This window comes from Prochlorococcus sp. MIT 1306 (genome assembly GCF_047304515.1).
GTDB classification, from domain to species: Bacteria; Cyanobacteriota; Cyanobacteriia; order PCC-6307; family Cyanobiaceae; genus Prochlorococcus; species Prochlorococcus marinus_D.
This window is the reverse complement of record NZ_CP138959.1, coordinates 1,447,966-1,469,225: the sequence shown is the minus strand read 5'-3', so window position 1 is coordinate 1,469,225 and position 21,260 is coordinate 1,447,966. Positions and strand designations below refer to the sequence as shown.

Below are 21,260 nucleotides of genomic sequence, written 5' to 3'. Positions count from 1 at the left end.
ACGGAATATATTCACTCTGGTCTGAGTGTGTTAGATTAATTCTATATTGGATTTATCATTGTGCTTTGGAACAAGTCCAACAAGCAATGGCTGCAAGCAATATCTTCAAGTCCTCTTTATATAGTAATTATTATTGTCTCAGGTTTAACAACTATAGTCTTAGCATGGGCAATTTTATATCGAATCAAACCTACTTCTTCTGGTGTTGGTCTTACAGTCAAGAGAGGAATAGTCAATAGAGTCTACACTCCGATTGAAGGACGTGTTCAGTCTGTCTTGGTTGATTTAGGCCAAGAAGTACGTAAAGGCCAAGTTATTGCATTAATTGACAATACACGAGAGAAAATTGATTTTAACAATAAGGAGCAAATCGCTAATGTCTCAGGTGACTTAACGCCTTCTCAAATACTTTCTCAATCATTATCTACAAAAAAACAAATTAAAGCAATCAATGATTCCATGACTACTTTGATCAATCAGATCTCCGTTAATAATGACCTTCTCAATCGAATGCAAACATTACTAAATACAGGTGATATTAGCGACGCAGAGTACTTGCAACAACTCAAAGCAGTTGATGATTTAAAGATTCAATTATTAAGCCTTAGAGGAAAAAAAAGTTCTTTGCAGTCATCCCTTTATCGATTAACAATTTCCGCACGCAGTGACCAGATAAATGATATACAGAATTCTCAGCTGGCTAACTATAACTTAGAATTATCGAAGAAGATAGTCGCAACAATAGACGGTATCGTTACATTGATAGATGTCACAGAAGGAGATTTTTTAAAGGAAGGTGATACCGTCGCCCAGATTAGTTACAAAACTGGTGCAGTTAAAGGAGTATTTGTAATGTCAGGCGATATGGCAAAAAGAGTTAAACCAGGCGATCAATGCCTTGTCAGTCCCGCTGAGTCGCCTCCTGAACGTTATGGTTATATCAAAGGTACAGCTGATAGTATAGGTATATTACCTACAAACCCAGATGAATATAGAAGAAGAATAGGCTTAGACTATACAACAAAGCAATTATTTCAGGAATTAACTAACAATGGAAAAGGAGAATCTCTTTTCAAGGCTTTCCCTTACATTGTCATAGTTAATATTAATATGAAGGATGGGAAACCCTCTTGGACTACAGGGAAGAATCCACCCTGGGGCTTTATGCCAGGTGCCGCTGCACAAGTACAATGTGTGTATAACCAATGGTCACCAATTCAATATATAATCCCTTTCTTACGACGTGAAGCTGGATATGTGAGGGTTAGCTGATGAAATTAAAAAATATTTTCCAATCCCATAAACACTCTGTCCCCGAGATCTATCAAGCGGAGGAATCTGAATGTGGTCTAGCTTGTCTCGCAATGTTATTTCAATTTCATAATGGAGACTATGATTTAAATCTTCTTAGACAACTTTATGGATCAACAAGGGGAGGTATTAATGTTCCAGACCTTATAACATTTTCCAGCAGATTAGGTTTGAGGCTTGTACCAGAAAAAGTTTCCACATTGACATCAATACAGATTCAACACCTACCATGCATTGCCTTATGGAACCATAGTCATTTTGTTGTTATTTCAGACATTACAAAAGACTATATCTTGGTTAACGACCCCTCTTATGGTATTGATAAATACGATATAAACGTAGCGACAGATGATTTCAGTGGTCTATATTTTAAATCACGAATTATTAATAATATTTTTAGAATAAAGTCTAAAAATAGTTTTCGTTTTTCTAGTTATCTTCCCCAGGGCTTAAATTCTCGCGATATCGGCGTAGTTTTTCTGGTTTTATCTTTATCTCTGGTCTTAGTGGCTTCACTATTTCAGGTAGGAAACGCCCAAGTACAGGATGTTTTCTTCAATTGGATAGTAGAGATGCAAATGAAACAATGGTCTACACCCCTAGGATATGTGCAGATAGCTACAGCACTTATTTCATCAGTCACTCTTTTATGTATTGGATTATATGTGGCAAAAAAATATACTGATCTTTCTCTTAAGTGGAATTCTTTCATTTACAAACGCTTACTACGTCTTCCAGAGGAATACTTTTTGAATAGACGTACTGGAGATACAATTTCTCGTTTTAACTACGCTGACAATATTCTAAAGAGTAGTCAAGCTTCAATAGTCACGCTTGTCGTTGCCTTTGTTAATCTTTCTGTCCTTTTTATGATCTTGTCTACGACAGATGGATTGTTATTAATTATTAGTATGGTTGCAGCAATATTAGCTATTGGAATTGCAATCGCTTTAAATCCTACTCAACGCTCTCAACAGCAACAAGTCCAACAGTCTGCTGGAATTGTGGAGAAGAATTTATATGATATGATTACAGACATTGATCAAATTAGACTAGAAGGACGTGAAGCATATTACCTTAAAAATATTGCAAAAGCAGAGGCACAAAAAACAACCTTTGAGAACAGGTTATCCTTTAGTTATGCCAAGGAACAATTCATATTAAAGTGTTTAGACAATACAACTTCAACACTCTTGTTAATCGCAGCAGGAATGGTGATTATAAGTGGTAGGATTACATTAGGCCAATATGCTGCAATTGATGTGCTTATTAGCACTTCACTTTCACCACTTATGAATTTATCTGGAGTTGTCCGTACCTTACAGGAAACAAATGTAGCCTTTCAACGACTTGGAGATATTACTAAATACCCTTTAGATCCAAGATTCAGTGAAACTGCTATTGTTCCTAACCTTGATGATAACAAATTTCCAACTTATATTATACAATTAAGCGACGTTTCTTTTTCTTACTCTGCATATTCTACCAAAATACTTGATAATGTCACTATTGCTTATACTTCAAATGATTTTCCTTTAGTTATCAAAGGAAGAAGTGGATCAGGAAAAAGTACATTAGCTAAAATTATAGCCGGAAGACTATTAGCAAAAACAGGTAATGTACAGATTCTAGATCATGATATAACTAATATAGATATCAGTTCAGCCAACCGACTTATACAGTTGGTTGACGGCAATCCATATTTACGCAATACAACAATTTATGATAACTTACAAGTAGGCAAAACTATATCTATAGAACAATTGAAAATATTAACAGATCAGCTTGGTGTTTCTAACCTCCAACTATTTACAGCTCTAAATCGTAGAGTAAGTTCCTCCTATCGTGATTTAAGTGGTGGAGAAATGATGTTGGTCCAGTTAATCAGAGCTTTAGCTAGAAAACCTAAGGTATTAATACTAGATGAAATCCTTTCGGTTATTTCTCCAGAGTACCGTTCAGGCTTAGTTAGAGGTATTACTTCAATAGTCAAGTATTCCGTGTTTATTACTCATGAAAATTTAGATGTTCTTGCTAATTCACCGACAACCATATTCAAATCAGCCAAATTGTCTATTGGTAACGGAATTAGTCAATGAACAATAGACCATACTTTTTGTCAGATTTAAGATATGTCCTCGAAGATATTATTAATGATCATGTTCTGCGACAAAATGCAAATCCTTCAACCATTGAATTCTATACTGGATTAATTGCAGACCAGAATAATAAATTTAAAATTGAAGATATTTTTTTAATATTAGAGGATTTACAGATCATAGCAATAGAGGATAAAAAAATTATTGAACATTATCTTTCTGGTGCTTTTTTAGGTAAGGTTCTAATTTTAAACCTTAATCAAGGTAAAGGACATTTATGTGATCAATCTATGATTAAAAATGCAAACCTATACAAGTCACTTTTGCAAGATAGTAAATCATACTCGCTCTTTTCTCGCTTACCTCAGAAACCTATTACCAAGTATAGTTTTGCTTGGAAGCAGTTTTTCCCACTCTGGACTAGTTATCTTATAGCGTTACTGTGTTTGTTAATTGGATCCATAATATCCGTACTACCAATTATAGCTATAGAACCAATCTTTAATACTATTGTCCCGAGTGGTCAAATACCATCTCTTTTAATACTAGGTATTGCTCTTATCCTTGCACAATTATTTGGTACTTTCAGTGAAGCGCTAGCCACAGTATTTTCAAGCTTATTTGAGAATGATATCCGTTTTCGTAGTTTTCTTTCTATCGTTGATAGATTCTTGATGGCAAGACCTCTCACTCTTCCTAAAAGAGGAGCAGGCCTATGGAGTCAGACATTTAAAACAGCAATGGCATTTACATCATCAATTCGAACTATTGTTGTTCGTATACCTTTAGCCTTATTTGGGATAGCACTTAATTGTTTCGTTTTTGGTATTACTCTTTCAAGACCATTTGTAGTAGCACTACTAATATTCATGAGTAGTATCCCAGCCATTATCAATATTTTCTTTGGTTGGAGAGTTGGCAAAATAGCGTTTGGACTTGTTTCAATAAATTCCAGAATAGATCAACATCTGTTTGATAGCTTTAGATCAATTGGAGATGCACGTTCCTTACAGGTTGAATCAAGTCTAGATCGAACTTTTACTAGTCTACGTAATTCTCTTAACAAGATTACCCTACGAATGAATCTCTGGTCTCAGATCGGTATCTTTCTTAATTCATTACTTGGCGCATTGTTAATAGCTGTAATCTTATTTCTCTATACAGAAAGCAGTGGCATTTCTCAAGGAGGTTATCTAGTTATATTCGTTGCATTCTCGTCCGTTTCAGGCTCATTTGCCGAACTCGCAGAATCTCTTTCTACAATACTTGCTTCAGCACCAACCTATTTTAGTAAAAATGCTTTAAGAGATATAAGTAGTTATTGTTATTATTCATCATCCAAACTTGCTTCTGCTTCTGAGTTTAGGCAAAAGCCTGCTCCATTAAGTATCCTAAGATTATATAAGATTTCTTTCTCTTATGACTTAAGAGAACCCTTGCTAAATGATATTACACTTGATTTTAACTCCGGTAGTTCTTACGCTTTAGTAGGAGTTCCTGGTTCAGGAAAATCAACACTATTAAAAGTCATTGGCGGTTTGTATCAGCCACATCAAGGTTCTGTTCTTATCAATGGCATGCCAAATGCCCAATCAACAAATGGTCTTAATGATTACAATGTAATCTATATCCCTCAGACAGGAAGGATGCTTGGCAACAATATTCGTGAATTTCTTGACCCATTCAATGTCATGGATGATACTAATATACTATCTGCATTGAAGTTGGCTGGTCTTTCTACATTGCTAGAGGATATGCATATGGGTTTAGCAACAATTATTTCCGAATTAACATCGGATATATCTTCTGGCCAAATACAACTCTTCCATGTAGCTCGAGTGATCCTACATAAGCCTGACTTGCTTCTCTCTGATGAACCTACTTCTCACCTTCAAGAGGAGACTCATAAAAATGCGATTCTTTTACTAAATAAATATTCCACACTACATATCTCAACACTCCACAGGTTAACGGCTTTAGAGTATTTTGATAAAAGCTACACACTAAGTAATATCAACCCTACTAATGTTGATACTTAATCTCTAGTGTTATACTTAATATCAAAAGTAGCTTCATGGATTCACCAATTCTTCATTCTATGAAGGCTAATAATAAGCCCTCTATTAGTGTCATTACCTCACCCAGTTTAATTAATAAGATAAATCGCATCTACATCCTGGTCCGTTATAGGATTGGTCCCTATAAACTTTTTGTTTCTAACATCACAGACAATGACTAGATTCTATTCTCGAGTAGACGATATTTTCTATAGCCATAAGGATGGTCAATATTTTCTTCTAGACCTTAATAATTCACGCTACTTCGAACTCAATGAAATTGCAGCTATGATTTGGGAACAATTAGATAAAAATCCTACCATTCATGATATTAGTGCAATTGTATCCACATACTCATCAAATGAACTGTCCATAGAGGAACTATCAAACTTTTTAAATGTACTCAAGAATCACTCTTTAATAATCGTATCCTAAACTCTTCATCTTTTTATCTATTTCCTCTCTGCGATAATAATATGACTGTAGCCAGATGTAACTCCTTCATAAATTACTCTATGACTTCTATTTATCATTGTTTTTATTCTTGAGTAATTTAGACTTAGATTTAAATCAATCATACCTTGACTACCACTTAACTCCTCATTACTCTTTTCTAAGATACACCGAAAACATATAATGATCCATCGTAGTTGCGAGATAATCATCAAGTCTCGTTTGAACTCATTATACTTAGGCGCCAGATCTATGCTTATATAAACACCCCCCTTAGAGACTTCGCTATTCTTCTTGCTATCTAAAATGTAGATACTTTTTTTATTTTTCACTAACTCCAATACACTATCCAAGCATTCATGTGTATATATATTTGTTTTAGGTATAATTTCTATTGTTTCTCTAAGTTGGCCAATATGTAATTGATAATGAGCGCGAGTCCATTCTCTTTTTGATCTACAGATAAGACTAGAGTGATCTATTTTTAATACTCTTCTAATCTTTTCACATCTTCGTTTATTAGAAGCCCCTTTTGGTGATAATATATATAATATGCATCCAGTAGGACAAATACTTTCTTCTTCGATATCAAAATATGGGTAAATTAATGCTAGGAACTGTGATATTGTTAATAGATTTTTTAACCTAGGGCTAAACTTAGTTTCAGTAAGACTGAATCTTGATAGTATCTCACCATAGGGCGATAACGTTGTTACCCAATATTTACACTTATTTGATATTTGTCTAATTAGATCCCCTGGACTTTTTATATATTGCATTAAGCCTATTGTACTTATCATTGTATACTCTCCATCTGGTATTTGGTCTTTGTTTATATCTAATACAATACAGTCATCTGATCGACTTACTATGTCAAGAGGGATATAGTTAGTTATTTCACAGTTTAGTTGTGTTTTTATATACTGGTTCCCACAACCAATATCTAATAAATTCCTTGGACAATATTCTTTAATAAACCTCCCAATATATCTTGCTCGTTCAGGATTACGCGATCCAAAGAACTCTGTTTCATCAGACCAGAACGAATCTTCACTCATCTTCTTTTTACTTGATCCCCATGAGTCCTTCAAAAGCTAGTTTCTTATATATTATTTCAATATTATTTATTCCTAATTTATTTAGCATTGATATGTTCTTAGCGGAAGTATTAGGTACTAGTTTCCCAACTAGTGAAAACATCTTGCTGACTATTTCTTCAGAAGAGAAGTCTTGCTCTATCTTATAGTCAGTATATATCCTTGACAGAATCTCTTCATTTCTTGAATTCTGAGCATACGTTTTTTCAAAGATAAATATTACACCTCCTGGTCTTAATGCACTGATTGATTTTTCTAGTACTGTAGACCGTATATGCAGTGGTATGAATTGAAGTGTATAATAAAATATTACGATGTCACATGGAATTAATTTTATTTTTTGGCAGAAGTCTCCAATAAATTCAATCTTATGCGATAGTTGGCTAAATCTTTCGTTGTAATAAAATTCAGGATATTCTCTAATGTATGGATCAACACCTATTAGACGTATACTTGGTTTCTCAATATGTTCAAACGATAGTGATTTCAGTAAATCACCAGGCCCACACCCCATGTCATAAACACGAGAATCTGCCTGGATGAAGTAATTACTCAGTTTAGTTATCAATCTATGCCCTTCTTTATATCCAGGTATAGATCGTTCCATATGTGACTGCAGTTCTTTTGGTGCTAATGCTTTAAAATTCCAATTCCCTAAACTCGCACTCTTACTATCACAACTGTCATTTCTATAGTAGTTCACGTAAATAATAAATCCCTTCTTTTCAACATAGCATAGTCAATATGCTTTCTTCATCGATGATAATTTTATCTAACTCTTTGATAAGGAACTTAATAACGTATGTATGTTTTGTTTTGACTATGTAATGTCTGACTGTTGTACTGGTGATTCCATACTTGATGATAGAAACCAACATTTTAAATTTTGTTTGTCGCAAGAGCAAAATTTTCTACAAACTGATGGTGTTTGAGTACCAACAATAGAATTATAAAGTTCATCCCACACTATTTCATCAGCTAATATCTCAGACAAATTTCGATTGTATATATTCAGATGCTTTTTGTTGAAATGTCTGAGAGCATATAAGTCTGATTGTTTTGGCTTAAAAGGCAGTGAATTGTAGAGATAGGACCTCACCCAGTTACATGGGTATACAAACCCATTACAATCAATATAAAATTCCGACTTTCTCTTAGCATAGCAATCAACAACATTTTCCTGCTCATGTGACCTATTATGTGTGTGCCCATTGGGATAGTCTCTCGTCTTTATTTTTTGACCCTTACACTCACTAATTGTTGTTGATTTTCCATCTCTAGTATATGTGATACTTGACTTATTTTCCTTCTCAAAATAATTTGTGTATTTAACCATAAAATTGCTAAAGCCATATTCATTGGCTAACTTCCTTGCCTCTTCAATCTGATGCCTATTGTGCTCAAATACCAGAAATTGCCAAACTGCGTTGCCCCCTGATTCCATTAATTTTCTTGCATTTTCGATAATACTTTTGTAGTCTGTGTTTACTCGATATAACGAATGTGTATCTTTTAATCCGTCAATCCCAAATATTACTTCGTGATGTGAGCAATCTTTTGCTAACCTATTGCCAAAATCTCCCCACCATTCTTTACAGTGTGTAGATCCATTTGTTGAGACTCTTATCGAAAGTGGTTTTTGTTTTTTTGTGAGGTATGAAATGATTTCCGTGATATTAGGGTTAAGTGTAGGTTCCGATAGTGTTCCACAAAGTGTTACCCGTTTCAGGCTATGATATTTAAAAAATACATCACTAAAAGCATCCTTTATTTTCTCTAAGGACATATTACCATTTTTTGCATCACTCTTTACTCCTAAATTCCCCTCTGTGTCTATATTAATTCTGTCATAACACATTGGACATAGTGCATTACACGTGCTGGAAATTTCAAGATGTGCACTTAATCTATACGGCCAGAACATTTTGATCTCAACAGAATCTTTTATAGGAAACTAATCATTCTTCAATCATAAATCAACTGTTTGGATTACGTGATTTACTAAACGTTTAAAAATCCCCATCCCAATACAATAGCTACTTATCGAGTGTGTGTCTACTCCTTTAAGTGGTATAAGTTGCGTACATCCATATTGTGATAGATTCTCAGCGGTTGCCCTATCGATTATATTCTCACTTCCATACACATAATACAGTGGTATGTTTTTAGCTGACATGTCTACAAGTGCTTCTTCACTACTGCCATAAAGATTGTCCATCTTCTTATTTCTTATGAAACTCCTTTGTCCTTTTCTCTTATACCTACTTGTCAACTCCAATAGTTGCTCTCCTTTTTTTATTTCAGATGATGGCATTATTCCTGCAAAGGATATCACTGCTTTTGGTTCTACATAACTAGCATAGTGCAAAGCAGCTAATCCAGTTACAGAAGAGCCAATAAATATTACTCTTGAACTTTCTAAATTATCTACCAGTTTCTTAAGACCATTAGCACAGCTCTGAACATCCTTTCCCAATGGCGAAATTCCTCCTGAAAACCAATTTAGAGTTGGATCCGTCAGGTATATACTGCCTATTCTTTTACCACTAACAATCTGATTTATGTAGTCTGCAGAGTAGTAACCGATCGCACCAGACCAACCGCAGAAAATTACTAGAACCGTCTCATCACTATCCGCTATGTAGCTACTTATCGTCTGCATTCTGTTTCTATTAGTTACTTTTTGATTCTTAACGACCAGATTATTAGTTATAAATGATTTTAGTATAGGCTTGGTTAAATGCCTTAATGTCGGATGATTTCTATTTACATAGTTGAGTATATTATTTGATTCTTTATACATTCCTTTACGCAATAATATTAAACTGTATTGGAATAGCCATCTACAATCTTTAACATTATTTTCTTTGTAATATTTTTCGACAGCCCTTTCAAACTCTTTATCAACTTCAATTTTCAATGGGATACGATTAAACCACATTAGATATTCCCAACTATTCAGCAGACTTGTAAATGGATACTTGAATATTTCCTCTGTTTTGTTAGGCTGTCCTGCAACCACACTAAGAATTAGAATATTATTTAAGAGCCTTCTATTAGGTTTCTTCTTGTGTTCGTTAATAAATAACTCTATGTAGTTGCTATAATCTTTTACCTCAGCAAATACAGCAGCTTGACACCAAATTGCAATACTTGATATAGGTAACTCTTGCCTGCTAAATGCTTCTTTGAAAAGATAAAGTGATAACGAATTTGATCTTTTAGTAAATTTTAACTGTGCTTCCTTTGCTAGAGCCAACCCTTTTAAAGACTCTATATCTTTTATCTTCTCTACTAGTATATATTTCTCCTTCTCTCCACTAACTACTCCTATTATCTTAGAAATAAGTGCATAATATACAGAGCTATTCAGGATTTCTTTGCTTGGACAATTTTCTTCCAGAAACTTTATTGCATTATCTATATCTTTATAGTCTATTAAAATTTCAATTATTCTTTTTAATATCCATTGATTTTTTGGTCTTTCTACCAATGCATCCTTGGCTTCATCTATAAATCTTATTGCCTTCCCTTCTTTCACAAGAGATCTCCATTTTACCTCCAACTCATCCAACCAGGCACTGTTTTTATCTTTTAATGTTTTAGCTACCATAATTCAAACCTAGTACCTCTCTAAATCACTAGTAATTTTTATTTGGTTCAATCTACCAGCTCCTCATATTCTAAAAACTTTCTCTTCTATAGCATTCATCATGCTACTTACTCTCGTTGACCATGAATGATTTTCGTAGAAATCTTCAGGAGGGTAGAATGATTCATTTGATTCGTTAAATGAGATTATCTTTTCAATTGCAGATATAATCCCATTTGCATCACTTGCATAATAAATGTGGTCTAAATCCGGCATGTTGAATGAAGAGGTTGTCACGACGGGAATTCCAAGACTTCTATACTCATAATATTTTATCAAGTTCATATATTTCGTTTTGTTGTTGTCAAGGTGTGGAATAAATGCGATAGCTCCTTCACTAAACAGTCCAGGAAGCTCTGCAGCATTGATATTTTCATGCACATTCATATTATTTCTCCCATTTGAATAGTAATTTGTATTAATATATGAGTCTCCATAGAGATGTACTTCCCATTCCGGTCTCTTACTACATATTGAACGTATTATAGACCAGTCAATTCGTTTATTCATATTACCTGTATATATTAAATTTATCTTTTTTGGATTCAATCTATATTTCTCAAGACCTTTAAAATTACGTAATGGGAATGCATTTGGTACTAGTCGCACGTCTTTTGCACCGTATGATTCAATCAATCTTTTCATTGGCTTGCAGTTGACAAAACACAATTCACTTTCTTTTGCAAAATACTGATACTGTGACAAAATATATTTGCGTTGTGCAGGGTTTAGTTCTTCTTCTAATACATTATCTACATAATCACTGATAATTACCTTCCCATTGAATTGCTCTATTAACATCCCAATATTAGGAAAAGGAGGGTATACCCAAGCGATATCATATTGTGATCCACACTTACCAATTATCTTCTCATTTACGAAACTACCAAATTTTGACAATTCACCGTAATCATTCTTGAACTCAGTACCCAGCCTATTGCGCGTATAGATATATGTGCTATAGGTTATCTTGCCCGAATCCTCTTTCCCTCTATATCTATTTAATGCATGCTGTTTTTTTTCATTATTTGATTCAAGCGTTTGTATACTTACTGGAGGCTCCCAGTGAAAAAGATGTTTCACTTCTTTTCTTTGTGCAATCCTTTTAGCTATAGCGTGATGTCTACGTGGAAAAGTGCCGGTGTCTGATTGACGCCAAAACATTGAAATTACAAATGGTTTCTTTAATATCAATCTTTCCTTCTTTATCGCCAATACTGGAATGTCTAAGTCTACAGAATAATTTACATTGAACCACTTGTTTATTTTAGCATAATCCTTTTTCTTATCAATATAAGGACCTTCCTTTTTTTTTGAAAACAATTTTTCAAGAGTAACCATATTCTCTTTGTAATCAAAGATCTCAATCTTGCCATTTTTCGTTTTATGCTTCTTTTTGCTCAGACATGCAAATATTGCATCTTTAATATTCTTGTAGTCTTCCATAAATATTATATCTACTCCTAGTCTAGATAACTCCAAAATAGGTTCTGTTTTTGTCGCAAGTAATATACTTCCCGCTATCGCTGCATCTGAGATTTTTGCAGGAGTTTGATAAATGCTTATTAAGCTATCTACTTCTTGCAACGTACAGATTATGTCTACTTCTTTGCAAATCTGAGTATTCTCTGACATTTTAATATTCTCCAATATTGTTAAATTCATATGTTTGCAATTTTGCAAGATCGTCTCTATTGTCTCGATATTCTTTTGCCTGTATATTATTAATTCAATCTTTCGGCCTATCGACCTTTCTTTTTTTAGCTCTATTATAAAATTTTCGATCCCTTTGTGTGGTCTAATTGTTCCATTGAAGAGTATTCTTATACATTCTTCTTCCATTCTTTTCTTTAAAGTTGTTCCTTCTGAGTCTGTTTCTATCTTTTTAGTAGTATTCCTCATGTGCCTAATCACATGTCCTTTGTTGTTGTAGCATTCAGATATCTTTTTGTTTGCAAACGAATAGCCATCCATCAAGCTTGCTATATATTCAGCAAATCTGAGCCAATCAATTCCCGCTATATTCTGCCCAGTAATAGATTCCAATTCCTCCAGAATATTATTGGTCGTCTTGCTCCATTCTTCCATGTTAAATACTTCACCATGAAATGCTGCTTCGTAATCATCAATGTCTACAACTACTTTAGAATTCCATATTTGCTTGTACAGATATCCAATCAGAACAGATTGTGGCCTTACCTTCGAAACCCATACATATTCATATTTATTTTTTCTGATAAAATCTATACAAGTATCAATAAAGTCTTGATCTGAATAATATGGTAGTAACTTCATGCTAAATATTCTTTCTCTTTCTAATATTGGCTCCCATATGCTCATTTCCGTTGAGACCCTTATAGGGCTTAGTAGTGTTGGTATTCTTCCAATTGCATCTAATCCATTTGCCATTACATATGCTCGACCCATTGCATTACTTGCTCCTTCCCAGCACACTACAAGTGCATTGCCTGTATCTTCATAGTTTTTAGGCCATGATGGATTGTTTTGTTTTTTCTTGTAGTGCCAATCGAACTTCAAAATGCTTTTGCTTGAGTTGTCTGGCAACATTATTATTTTTCTTTCTAGGTCATTGCCGATCGTTGAGGAATGCCCTTTTGTAAAAATCTCAATATAGACACTATTCCATGGCCTCGGCAGTATTTTAGAGCAAATCAAAGATGTATACTTTTCGAATAAGTCTTTATCTATAATCTTTTTTAGGATTGATATTAATTTTGCTTCCTTTTTCGTTAAGGCGCAACAATAAGCAATTTGGTGGTATGTACGAGAATTATTGTCGAACTCATCTGTTCTGCCTGCAAACGACACAACATCCGCATAGAGGCCTTCTTGGTATAGCGCCTCAATTTGTAAAATGAGTATTTCGGATGAGTTCACTATGAAGTTGGAGTCCTTTTCATACTACCAAAAGCCGTTCATGTATAAATTTTATTCTCTTTCTGTTAACTTGTTTTTATAATATTCTCTTTCTTCAGACATTATATTGCATTATACGCTCCTCCTTCCCCCTTCTTTTGTATCCAGTTTTAATTTTATAACTCTCCTTTACCTCTACTTTTTCCTACTTTTTCACTCTCTTGTGTTTTGCATTCATTCCTTTAACGATTTCTCTTTTGTTTTGGCCAGGTACCATTTATGTTAATTATTCTTGTCGGAGCTTTTTCTTGATTATATTTATTTCATAGTATATTCGATTCCTTGCTTCATTCTTGTCCTACTCTTCGTTTTAGTTTTTAATCTTGCCTCTACTTGCTGTCTGGTTCTTGTTCAACACTTGACGTATTATACGTAATCATGCTGTATCCTGAATTGGGAAGAAATTAACTCTAATCAATTTATTATAGTTGTCTCAGCCACGCTATTCTTGCAATTTAATCCCCCCCCACACTCTCTCTTGATCGGCTAAACGCTTGTAGCAGCTGTTTCTTGTCTTCGTTGCTTTGTCAGGAGATTCTGGCAAAAGCTTTTATCAAGCCAAAAATGGCCTAAATGATTTGACTTGAATTCTACTGACCTTCCTGTGACAGGCAAAGAAAAGTCCACTAATAAAGGGGTTTCTAGCCTGGTTCAGGGAATCCAGCAACGCTTTCAAGCCTTTGTCACTAAACCAAGGGGTGCGTCCAAGGCCACGCCACAGCCTTCTGCTAAGCAGCCCAGCCGGACCGACAGTAGGGTCCAGGATTTCAGCCATGTTTCACTGCAGCCCAAAGACTCAAAGTGGGCACGCTGCAGCTGGAGCATCAGCAAAGTCGATCAGCAACGGGCAAAAAAATCAAAGGCAAAAGCCCTATGTCTGCGGCTGGTCGATCTGTACAGCCACGCCGATGCCTTGATCAGTAGGCATGCCATCAAAGAAATTCTTGTCGACAGCGAGGCTCATGAGTGGTTCCTTCCTGTGCCGATGGGTGGCCGTGACTATCTCCTTGAGCTGGGCTATCAGCTTCCTAAGGGAGGTTGGCTTTCACTAGCGTTTTCAGAACCCGTATATGTGCCGCAGAGCGATCCTTCTGAGCAGAGTTCTGATAGCTCATATAGCTCTTTCCGCCAGGAGCAAGACTTCGCCTCCCAACCTTTTTCTCCGACTTCCTCTGTTGCTGAAGTTGCTGATTTTGGTGATGACGGAATGCACGAGCAGATGTATCAGCGTGCAATTTCAAATCATCCCAACCCCAGCTTTGGCATTGGCTCGGAGACTCTTCAGGGGGATGGTCGTTCCGATCGCACCAGGCGGTTGAGTAATGATTCTGGCTCTGGATGGTTGGACAGTGGTCGTGGACAGTTTTTACGCCGACGCCGTGAATCTCAGCAGAATGATCCCGATAATGCTTCTGATTCTGATTGGTTCTGACCGGTTGGTGATCATTTCGCTCATTGTTTGCTTCTGATCTGTATTGGTTCAATAGTTGGTTCATACAGACCAGCGATCGGTGTATGAGTTGATCAATCGCTAATGAGGGTTAGTCACGCGGTGTGCCGTAACCTCCACCGCCTGGGGTGCAGATCAGCAACGCCTCTCCGGCTTCGATATTGATCGTTGCGCATCCTTTCAGTGGCTCTCTTTTTCCATTGACGTGTTCAAGTTGGTTTGCTCCTAACGCCCCCGGCAGGCCGCCTGATAGACCGAATGGTGCAATCCGTCTGGATCCAGAGAGAATCGACGCTGTCATTGGCGCTAGGAAGCGAAATTGTCGCAACAGCCCATCACCACCATGCCATCGCCCAAGGCCGCCACTACCATGCCTTAACGCAAAGAGCTCCAGCCGTACTGGATAGCGCTGCTCAAGGATCTCTGGATCCGTGAGGCGTGAATTGGTCATATGCGTCTGTATGCCATCAGCACCATCAAACCCTTTGCCAGCACCGCTGCCGCCGCCAACCGTTTCGTAATACTGATGGTCGCTGTCGCCGAAGCTGAGATTATTCATCGTGCCCTGGCTTGCTGCCATAACCCCTAGGGCCGCGAACAATAGATTGCAGAGTGCTTGGGAGGTTTCCACATTTCCTGCTACGACTGCTGCAGGTGGGTGCGGGTTGAGCAAGCAGCCATTAGGAACGATCAGTTCAAGCGGTTCAAAGCAACCGGCGTTGAGTGGGATCGTCTCCTTCACTAAACAGCGGAAGACATAAAGCACTGCTGCTTTTGTTACGGCCAGCGGAGCTTGGAAATTGTCAGAGCCCTGGGCTGAGGTGCCAGTGAAATCAACCTTTGCTGTGCGCTGATGCTTATCAATTGAGATCTTCAGGCAAAGCTTTGCGCCATTGTCGAGCTCTACTGAGAAGGCGCGATTGTTCAATGTTTGGATCACCTTGCGCACCGCTTCGGCCGCATTGGCCTGTACATAGGCCATGTATCTGTTGACTTGTCGATCACCTGTGCTGGCGACAAGAGCCGTCAGCTCTTGAACGCCTAACTGGTTGGCGGCGACTTGCGCTTGTAGATCGGCGAGCAATTCGGCTGGGTTTCGTGGCGGCATGTTGCCGCTGTGAAGCCTTTGCTCCCAGCTCTTGTGCTCGTGGTGACCATCGATCACAAAAGACACGTTACGGAGGAGGAGTCCTTCGTCTTTGATGCTGCGACTAAAGGGCGGCATCGAACCGGGCGTGAGTCCACCCACATCGGCATGATGCGCACGACAGGCGACGAAATAGCTTGGTTTGTCGCTTGTGGTGAACACAGGTGTGATCGCTGTGATGTCTGGAAGATGGGTGCCGCCGTGGAAGGGATCGTTGCTGAGTACTGTCTCGCCTGGGCGCAGTGGTCCGCGTTCGCCAGCGTTAATTTGTGCCAGAAGATCGGCGACTGATTCACCCATCGAGCCAAGGTGAACCGGAATGTGAGGGGCATTGGCGACGAGTGCACCCTGATGATCGAATAAGGCGCAAGAGAAATCCAGTCGTTCGCGGATGTTCACTGAACGACTGGTTTGACGTAGTCGCTCCCCCATCTGTTCGGCGATGGCCATGAAGCGATGATGGAATAACTCCAGCAACACTGGATCGGGCGTTTGCTTGACGAGTGCTACAGGGTGTTTGGTAATCACTGAACCTGCAGCGATGGCGTCGAGTACAAGAGCTCCTTGTTGATCCACGCTTGTTCGCCAACCGGGCTCTAGCACGATGCACCCTGTAGCCTCCAAGATCAGCGCTGGCCCTTCTAGTACAGACCCTGCTATCAGACGGTCGCGATGATGGAGGGGCACCTGCTGCCAGCCAAGATCTGGCCAATGCACCTCAGCATGTTGATGTTCGCCCCGTGGTGGAGGTGTATGCAGTTGGACGTCACCTCGTCTTGATCGACTTTGATCGCTTGGGGATGCGGGGGCTACTACTGCGACTTCGAGCCTTTCCACCACTAAAGGCTGATTGTGAGGAGGGATATAGCTAAAGCGCTGTTGGTGGGCGACCGCGAATGCTTTTTGTATATCCGTGATGCAAGTTGTTGGCTTCAGGGAGAGCGTCAAGCCTTGTTCGCTGGATGCGTAGCGCAGTTCGATGCGGGCCCAACGCTTTGGTGGAGCTGAATCAACAGCACTTGCAAGGTCTCCTGATTCCTGTAGGAGTTGTTCTGCTTGCGTCTGTTCCAGCTTGATGAGCTGCTGAAGTTTGTCCAATAAGTCTTCGTTAAGGGGTTCACGCACAGACCTTTCGCGTAATTGACGTTGACGGGCATGGCCCATTCCATGGGCTGAGAGCACACCCGCTAAGGGGTGAAACAGCACTCGCTTCAGTCCTAGCTGAGCTGCTAGCCGGCAGGCATGTTGCCCACTGGCCCCTCCGAAGGCCACAAGCACGCCTCCACGGATGTCATGACCGCGTAGTAACGAGACCTGTCGGATTGCATCAGCCATGCGTTCGATAGCGATTGCTAAGGCACCTTCTGCACTGTCTTCTGGTGTGCTGCCGATCGTCTCCGCTAGTTGCCTAAAGCGCTTTTGCACAACTGATAAGTCTGGGGGCTGGTTAGCCGATGGGCCGAATAGTGCTGGAAATTCGTTCACCTGTAGGCGACCGAGCAAGAGATTGGCGTCCGTGATCGTCAGTGGACCGCCACGGCGGTAACAGGCTGGTCCGGGGTCAGCACCAGCTGAGCGAGGCCCAACCTGTAGCCGTTCGCCATCACTGCTGATGATTGATCCACCCCCTGCTGCCACGGTGTGGATTGGTAACCTCTGCGCCATTAAGCGCTGGCCAGCTACCTCTGTTTCAGGGCTGCGTTGCCAGTCTTCCTCCTGTTGCCCGGCAGGAACATGAAACACATCGGTGGAGGTTCCGCCCATGTCGAAGCCCAGTAGAGGTTGGTGGGCGAGGCCTGATGCTCGTGCTGCGGCGACAGCACCAACCATCCCCCCTGCCGGTCCGGAGAGAATTGTGTCTTTAGCGAGTAACCATTTAGGTGTCAGCAATGCACCGCTTGAGCCCATCATGCGGAGACGTGTTGAAGGTCCGAGCTCCTTGCGGACTTGGTTTAGATACTTGAAAAGTACTGGTGAAACAGTCGCTTCCACCAGGGTGGTTTGTCCTCTGGGCACCAGGCGTGGCAGGGGGCAAACCTGATGGGAGCAAACCACGGAGTTAAATCCCAGCTGATTTAACCAGTCCTGCAAGTGCAGTTCGTGTTCGGGGTTGCGGTAGGCATGTAGGAGAGCAATGGCGCAGCTTTTCAAGCCTGCCTTGGCATGTCGCCGCACTTCATCTTCGAGGGCTGCATCGAAGCTGATCGGTTCGATTTCTTGCCCCTTGGCATTGAGGCGGCCTGGCACCTCGATCACGGCTCGTGCCAGGAAGGGCGTGCGGCGGATCTGTAGAGCAAATAATTCAGGCCGATGCTGATCGCCGATGCGGAGCAGATCTCTGAAACCACGATTGCAGAAGAGAAGAACCGCTTCTCCTGCATTTTCAAGCAAGGCATTGGTGGCCACGGTGGTGCCGAGGCGCACTTCTTCAATCAAGCCGATGGGAATTGGTTGTCCTGCTTTGAGCTCCAACACCTCCCGGATCGCTCGGACGGCTGGATCACCAGGTTTGTCTGGCTGTTCCGAGAGCACCTTGCGGACAATGCATTCTCCAGCGGGATTGATTCCGACAAGATCTGTGAAGGTTCCGCCGCGATCAATCCAGAACTGCCAAGGCATGCAATTGAGCCAGTGGCTTGGCGGAGAATCGTGCCTCTATTATCGAGCCTTGCGGGAGTTGCTTACTAGGCCTGGCGTTCAGGAGTGAAACAGAAGCACAAGGCCTTGGCTGACTTGGTGGAATTCTCTCTCTTCGCGACTTAGGTCCAAACCGACTTGAAGAGCTTCTTTTAGTGCATCTTCAAAGGGGGGGGTGAGTGGGGCATTTTGTTGTCTACATAAAGCTGCAATGCCCACGGGAGTGGCATGCCAGCGAAAGCGCCCAGTTTCACCAATCGCAGGTTGATTGAGGGCATCTTCAAGGAGGGAATTGATCGGCATGCTTCAAGTGGGCTTAACCCAGCTTCGGAACGCAGCACTCTTGCTGCAATCGGCTGAGAGACTTCGTGATGAACTGAGGATCAATCCGCTATGGCTGGCAAGGCCCCAGAAGACTTGCCCAAACGGATTGCTTTGGTGCATGAGTGGTTCACGCCCCGTGCCGTGGGGGGGGCTGAGCAGGTCGTGCAATCTATCGATGCTCTGTTGCTCAGATTGGGCTGTCAACCAGACTTGGCAGCTCTGGTTGATGGAGAAAGCCTTAGGCCAGGAAGCTGGCTGGAAGGTCGCGCCATTCAGACCAGTCCGATTCAACATCTCCCCTGGGGAGTGAGCCATGTGCAGCAATACCTGCCCTTATTGCCCCTTGCGATTGAGCAGTTAGATGTGGGTGATTACCCCTTGGTCATCAGCAGCAGCCATCTTGTGGCCAAGGGGGTACTCACCTCTCCTGAGCAGCTCCATGTGAGCTACGTGCACACTCCCGTTCGTTATGCATGGGATCAGATGCATGCCTATTTGCGTCGCTCGGCCTTGGCACAAAGCGGTTTAGGGCCGTTGATCCGTTGGCAATTGCATGTTCTCAGGCAGTGGGATCAGCTCAGTGGTGCGCGCGTGAATCATCTGTTGGCCAATTCCCGCTTTACAGCGCGGCGGATTGCTTGCTTCTGGGGGCGTGAAGCGGAGGTGGTGCATCCACCGGTGAAGGTGGATCGCTTCCGTTGGGATCAGCCTCGCAATGATGTGTACCTCTGTGTTTGTCGCCTTGTTCCTTACAAGCGAGTGGATCTTGTGATTGAGGCCTTCAATCGATTGCGCTTGCCACTGTTGGTGGTTGGCGATGGACCGGAGCGGACATTCCTAGAAGAGTTGGCAGGCCCCACAGTGCAGTTGCTAGGCCGTCAAACCCAGGCGCAGGTTGAGGCCTTGATGGCAAGTTGCCGAGCCTTCGTTTATGCCGCTTTGGAGGACTTTGGAATTGCACCAGTGGAAGCCATGGCAGCGGGTGCCCCAGTGATTGGCTTGGGGAGGGGTGGCTTGCTCGATACCGTGCGTTGTGCGGCGGCGGGAAGGCCTTACCCAACAGGGGTTTTGTTCCCTGAACAGACAGTTGCATCAGTCGCGCAGGCGGTTGCCTGGTTTGAGGAACGTCAGCTTTGGCAGCAATTGACCCCTGAAGTCGTACGTCTTTGCGCAGAACAATTCCGTCCGGAAGCTTTTGCGTCGCGTTTTGAGACTGCACTGCGTCAGGCCTGGCAACAACATCAGCAGGCCTGTGCCGTTGCTGCGAGTGACCCTGTGGAGCTTTTAGAGTTTCGATCCTGATCTTGAGTAGGCGAGCCGCTTGGAGAGATCATGAGATTGGCGTCCAGGCGCTTTGTGTTTCATGGGGGTAGTAGAGCCCTGGGCCGAGGGGCTTCTCGTCGTCATCTTGAGGTGCTTGCAGCCCCAGCCTCAACGTTGCCTGCGAATGCCTTGATTGGTCAGCAGAGTCGCTTGGGGAGATCGATTAAACGATCTGGAGATGTGGTGTTTTCTCTTACTGTGATCAGCCTCGGCTTTCCTGTCTTTCTCCTTTTGGCGTTGCTGGTCAAACTCAGCTCACCTGGGCCTGTTTTTTATGTGCAGCGACGGGTAGGTCGTGATTATCGACACTTTGGCTGTATCAAGTTCCGCACGATGAGAGCAGATGCCGACGACATCCTTGCAAATTTGCTTGTTAAATCTGCTTCGATGAGGACTGAATTTGAGCGTGATTTTAAGCTTCGTAAGGATCCTAGGATCACACCAATTGGTCGATTTTTGCGTCGTTCCAGCCTTGATGAACTGCCTCAGTTTTTGAATGTGCTGCGGGGTGAAATGAGTTTGGTTGGTCCTAGACCAATCGTTGATAAAGAACTTGAACGCTATGGGGAGTTTATGCATGAAGTTGCTTCTGTACGCCCTGGGCTGACTGGTCTTTGGCAGGTGAGTGGTCGCAACAATCTCAGCTATGCCAAGCGGGTTCGCCTTGACCTTGCTTATGCCCGGGGGCGCTCATTCATGTTGGACTTAGCGATCATTCTGCGCACCTTTGGTGTGCTGTTGCTGCCTATGGATCGCGGTGCCTACTGAGGCGA

The 21,260-nt window shown here is 41.0% G+C and carries 14 protein-coding genes; 7 read left to right on the top strand and 7 right to left on the bottom strand.

Translation table 11 applies throughout. The features are described 5' to 3' along the window. Positions 1–60 precede the first annotated feature (60 nt). The 4 genes from SIB74_RS07440 to SIB74_RS07425 all read left to right on the top strand — a co-directional run bounded on the left by SIB74_RS07440 (position 61) and on the right by SIB74_RS07425 (position 5,902). Entirely contained in the window at positions 61–1,272 is a 1,212-nt protein-coding gene (locus tag SIB74_RS07440; protein WP_074159121.1) for an HlyD family secretion protein, read from the top strand. Beyond that, positions 1,272–3,410, top strand: coding sequence for a cysteine peptidase family C39 domain-containing protein (locus SIB74_RS07435; protein WP_063395535.1), 2,139 nt, complete (start codon positions 1,272–1,274; stop codon positions 3,408–3,410). Before SIB74_RS07440 ends, SIB74_RS07435 begins: the two co-directional genes overlap by 1 nt. Further along, positions 3,407–5,449, top strand: a complete 2,043-nt coding sequence (locus tag SIB74_RS07430; protein ID WP_063395534.1) for an ATP-binding cassette domain-containing protein — start codon at positions 3,407–3,409, stop codon at positions 5,447–5,449. Before SIB74_RS07435 ends, SIB74_RS07430 begins: the two co-directional genes overlap by 4 nt. 192 nt (positions 5,450–5,641) lie before the next feature. Continuing rightward, a complete protein-coding gene (locus SIB74_RS07425; RefSeq protein WP_074159120.1) occupies positions 5,642–5,902 on the top strand; it encodes a PqqD family protein in 261 nt (86 codons plus the stop codon). A gap of 17 nt (positions 5,903–5,919) precedes the next feature. On the opposite strand, the gene SIB74_RS07420 is transcribed toward SIB74_RS07425, so the two are convergent. The 5 genes from SIB74_RS07420 to SIB74_RS07400 all read right to left on the bottom strand — a co-directional run bounded on the left by SIB74_RS07420 (position 5,920) and on the right by SIB74_RS07400 (position 13,498). Further along, on the bottom strand, positions 5,920–6,978 hold the full coding sequence (locus tag SIB74_RS07420) for a hypothetical protein (protein WP_156486086.1): 1,059 nt from the start codon (positions 6,976–6,978) through the stop codon (positions 5,920–5,922). 7 nt (positions 6,979–6,985) lie between these two features. Beyond that, entirely contained in the window at positions 6,986–7,720 is a 735-nt protein-coding gene (locus SIB74_RS07415) for a hypothetical protein (RefSeq protein WP_063395532.1), read from the bottom strand. A 117-nt stretch (positions 7,721–7,837) separates the two neighbouring features. After that, on the bottom strand, positions 7,838–8,941 hold the full coding sequence (locus SIB74_RS07410) for a radical SAM protein (protein ID WP_197463269.1): 1,104 nt from the start codon (positions 8,939–8,941) through the stop codon (positions 7,838–7,840). Positions 8,942–8,986: 45 nt separating this feature from the next. Next, positions 8,987–10,630 (bottom strand): hypothetical protein, encoded by a 1,644-nt coding sequence (locus SIB74_RS07405; protein ID WP_063395530.1) that lies wholly within the window; start codon positions 10,628–10,630, stop codon positions 8,987–8,989. Positions 10,631–10,693: 63 nt separating this feature from the next. Next, on the bottom strand, positions 10,694–13,498 hold the full coding sequence (locus tag SIB74_RS07400; protein WP_413681618.1) for a hypothetical protein: 2,805 nt from the start codon (positions 13,496–13,498) through the stop codon (positions 10,694–10,696). Positions 13,499–14,189: 691 nt separating this feature from the next. On the opposite strand from SIB74_RS07400, the gene SIB74_RS07395 reads away from it, so the two are divergent. After that, positions 14,190–15,038, top strand: coding sequence for a DUF4912 domain-containing protein (locus SIB74_RS07395; protein ID WP_063395528.1), 849 nt, complete (start codon positions 14,190–14,192; stop codon positions 15,036–15,038). A gap of 109 nt (positions 15,039–15,147) precedes the next feature. Here the strand turns inward: SIB74_RS07395 and SIB74_RS07390 are convergent, their stop codons facing one another. Beyond that, the gene (locus SIB74_RS07390; protein WP_063395527.1) at positions 15,148–18,822 is read right to left on the bottom strand and encodes a hydantoinase B/oxoprolinase family protein; all 3,675 of its coding nucleotides are present in this window, start codon (positions 18,820–18,822) and stop codon (positions 15,148–15,150) included. Positions 18,823–18,900: 78 nt separating this feature from the next. Further along, positions 18,901–19,143 carry a hypothetical protein gene (locus SIB74_RS07385; protein ID WP_011826631.1) on the bottom strand — a complete coding sequence of 81 codons (243 nt, stop codon included), beginning with the start codon at positions 19,141–19,143 and terminating at the stop codon, positions 18,901–18,903. 90 nt (positions 19,144–19,233) lie between these two features. On the opposite strand from SIB74_RS07385, the gene SIB74_RS07380 reads away from it, so the two are divergent. Together SIB74_RS07380 and SIB74_RS07375 are read left to right on the top strand one after the other, a co-directional pair. Continuing rightward, a complete protein-coding gene (locus SIB74_RS07380; protein ID WP_063395526.1) occupies positions 19,234–20,466 on the top strand; it encodes a glycosyltransferase in 1,233 nt (410 codons plus the stop codon). A gap of 30 nt (positions 20,467–20,496) precedes the next feature. Continuing rightward, a complete protein-coding gene (locus tag SIB74_RS07375; RefSeq protein ID WP_063395525.1) occupies positions 20,497–21,255 on the top strand; it encodes a sugar transferase in 759 nt (252 codons plus the stop codon). The last annotated feature ends 5 nt before the right edge of the window (positions 21,256–21,260 follow it).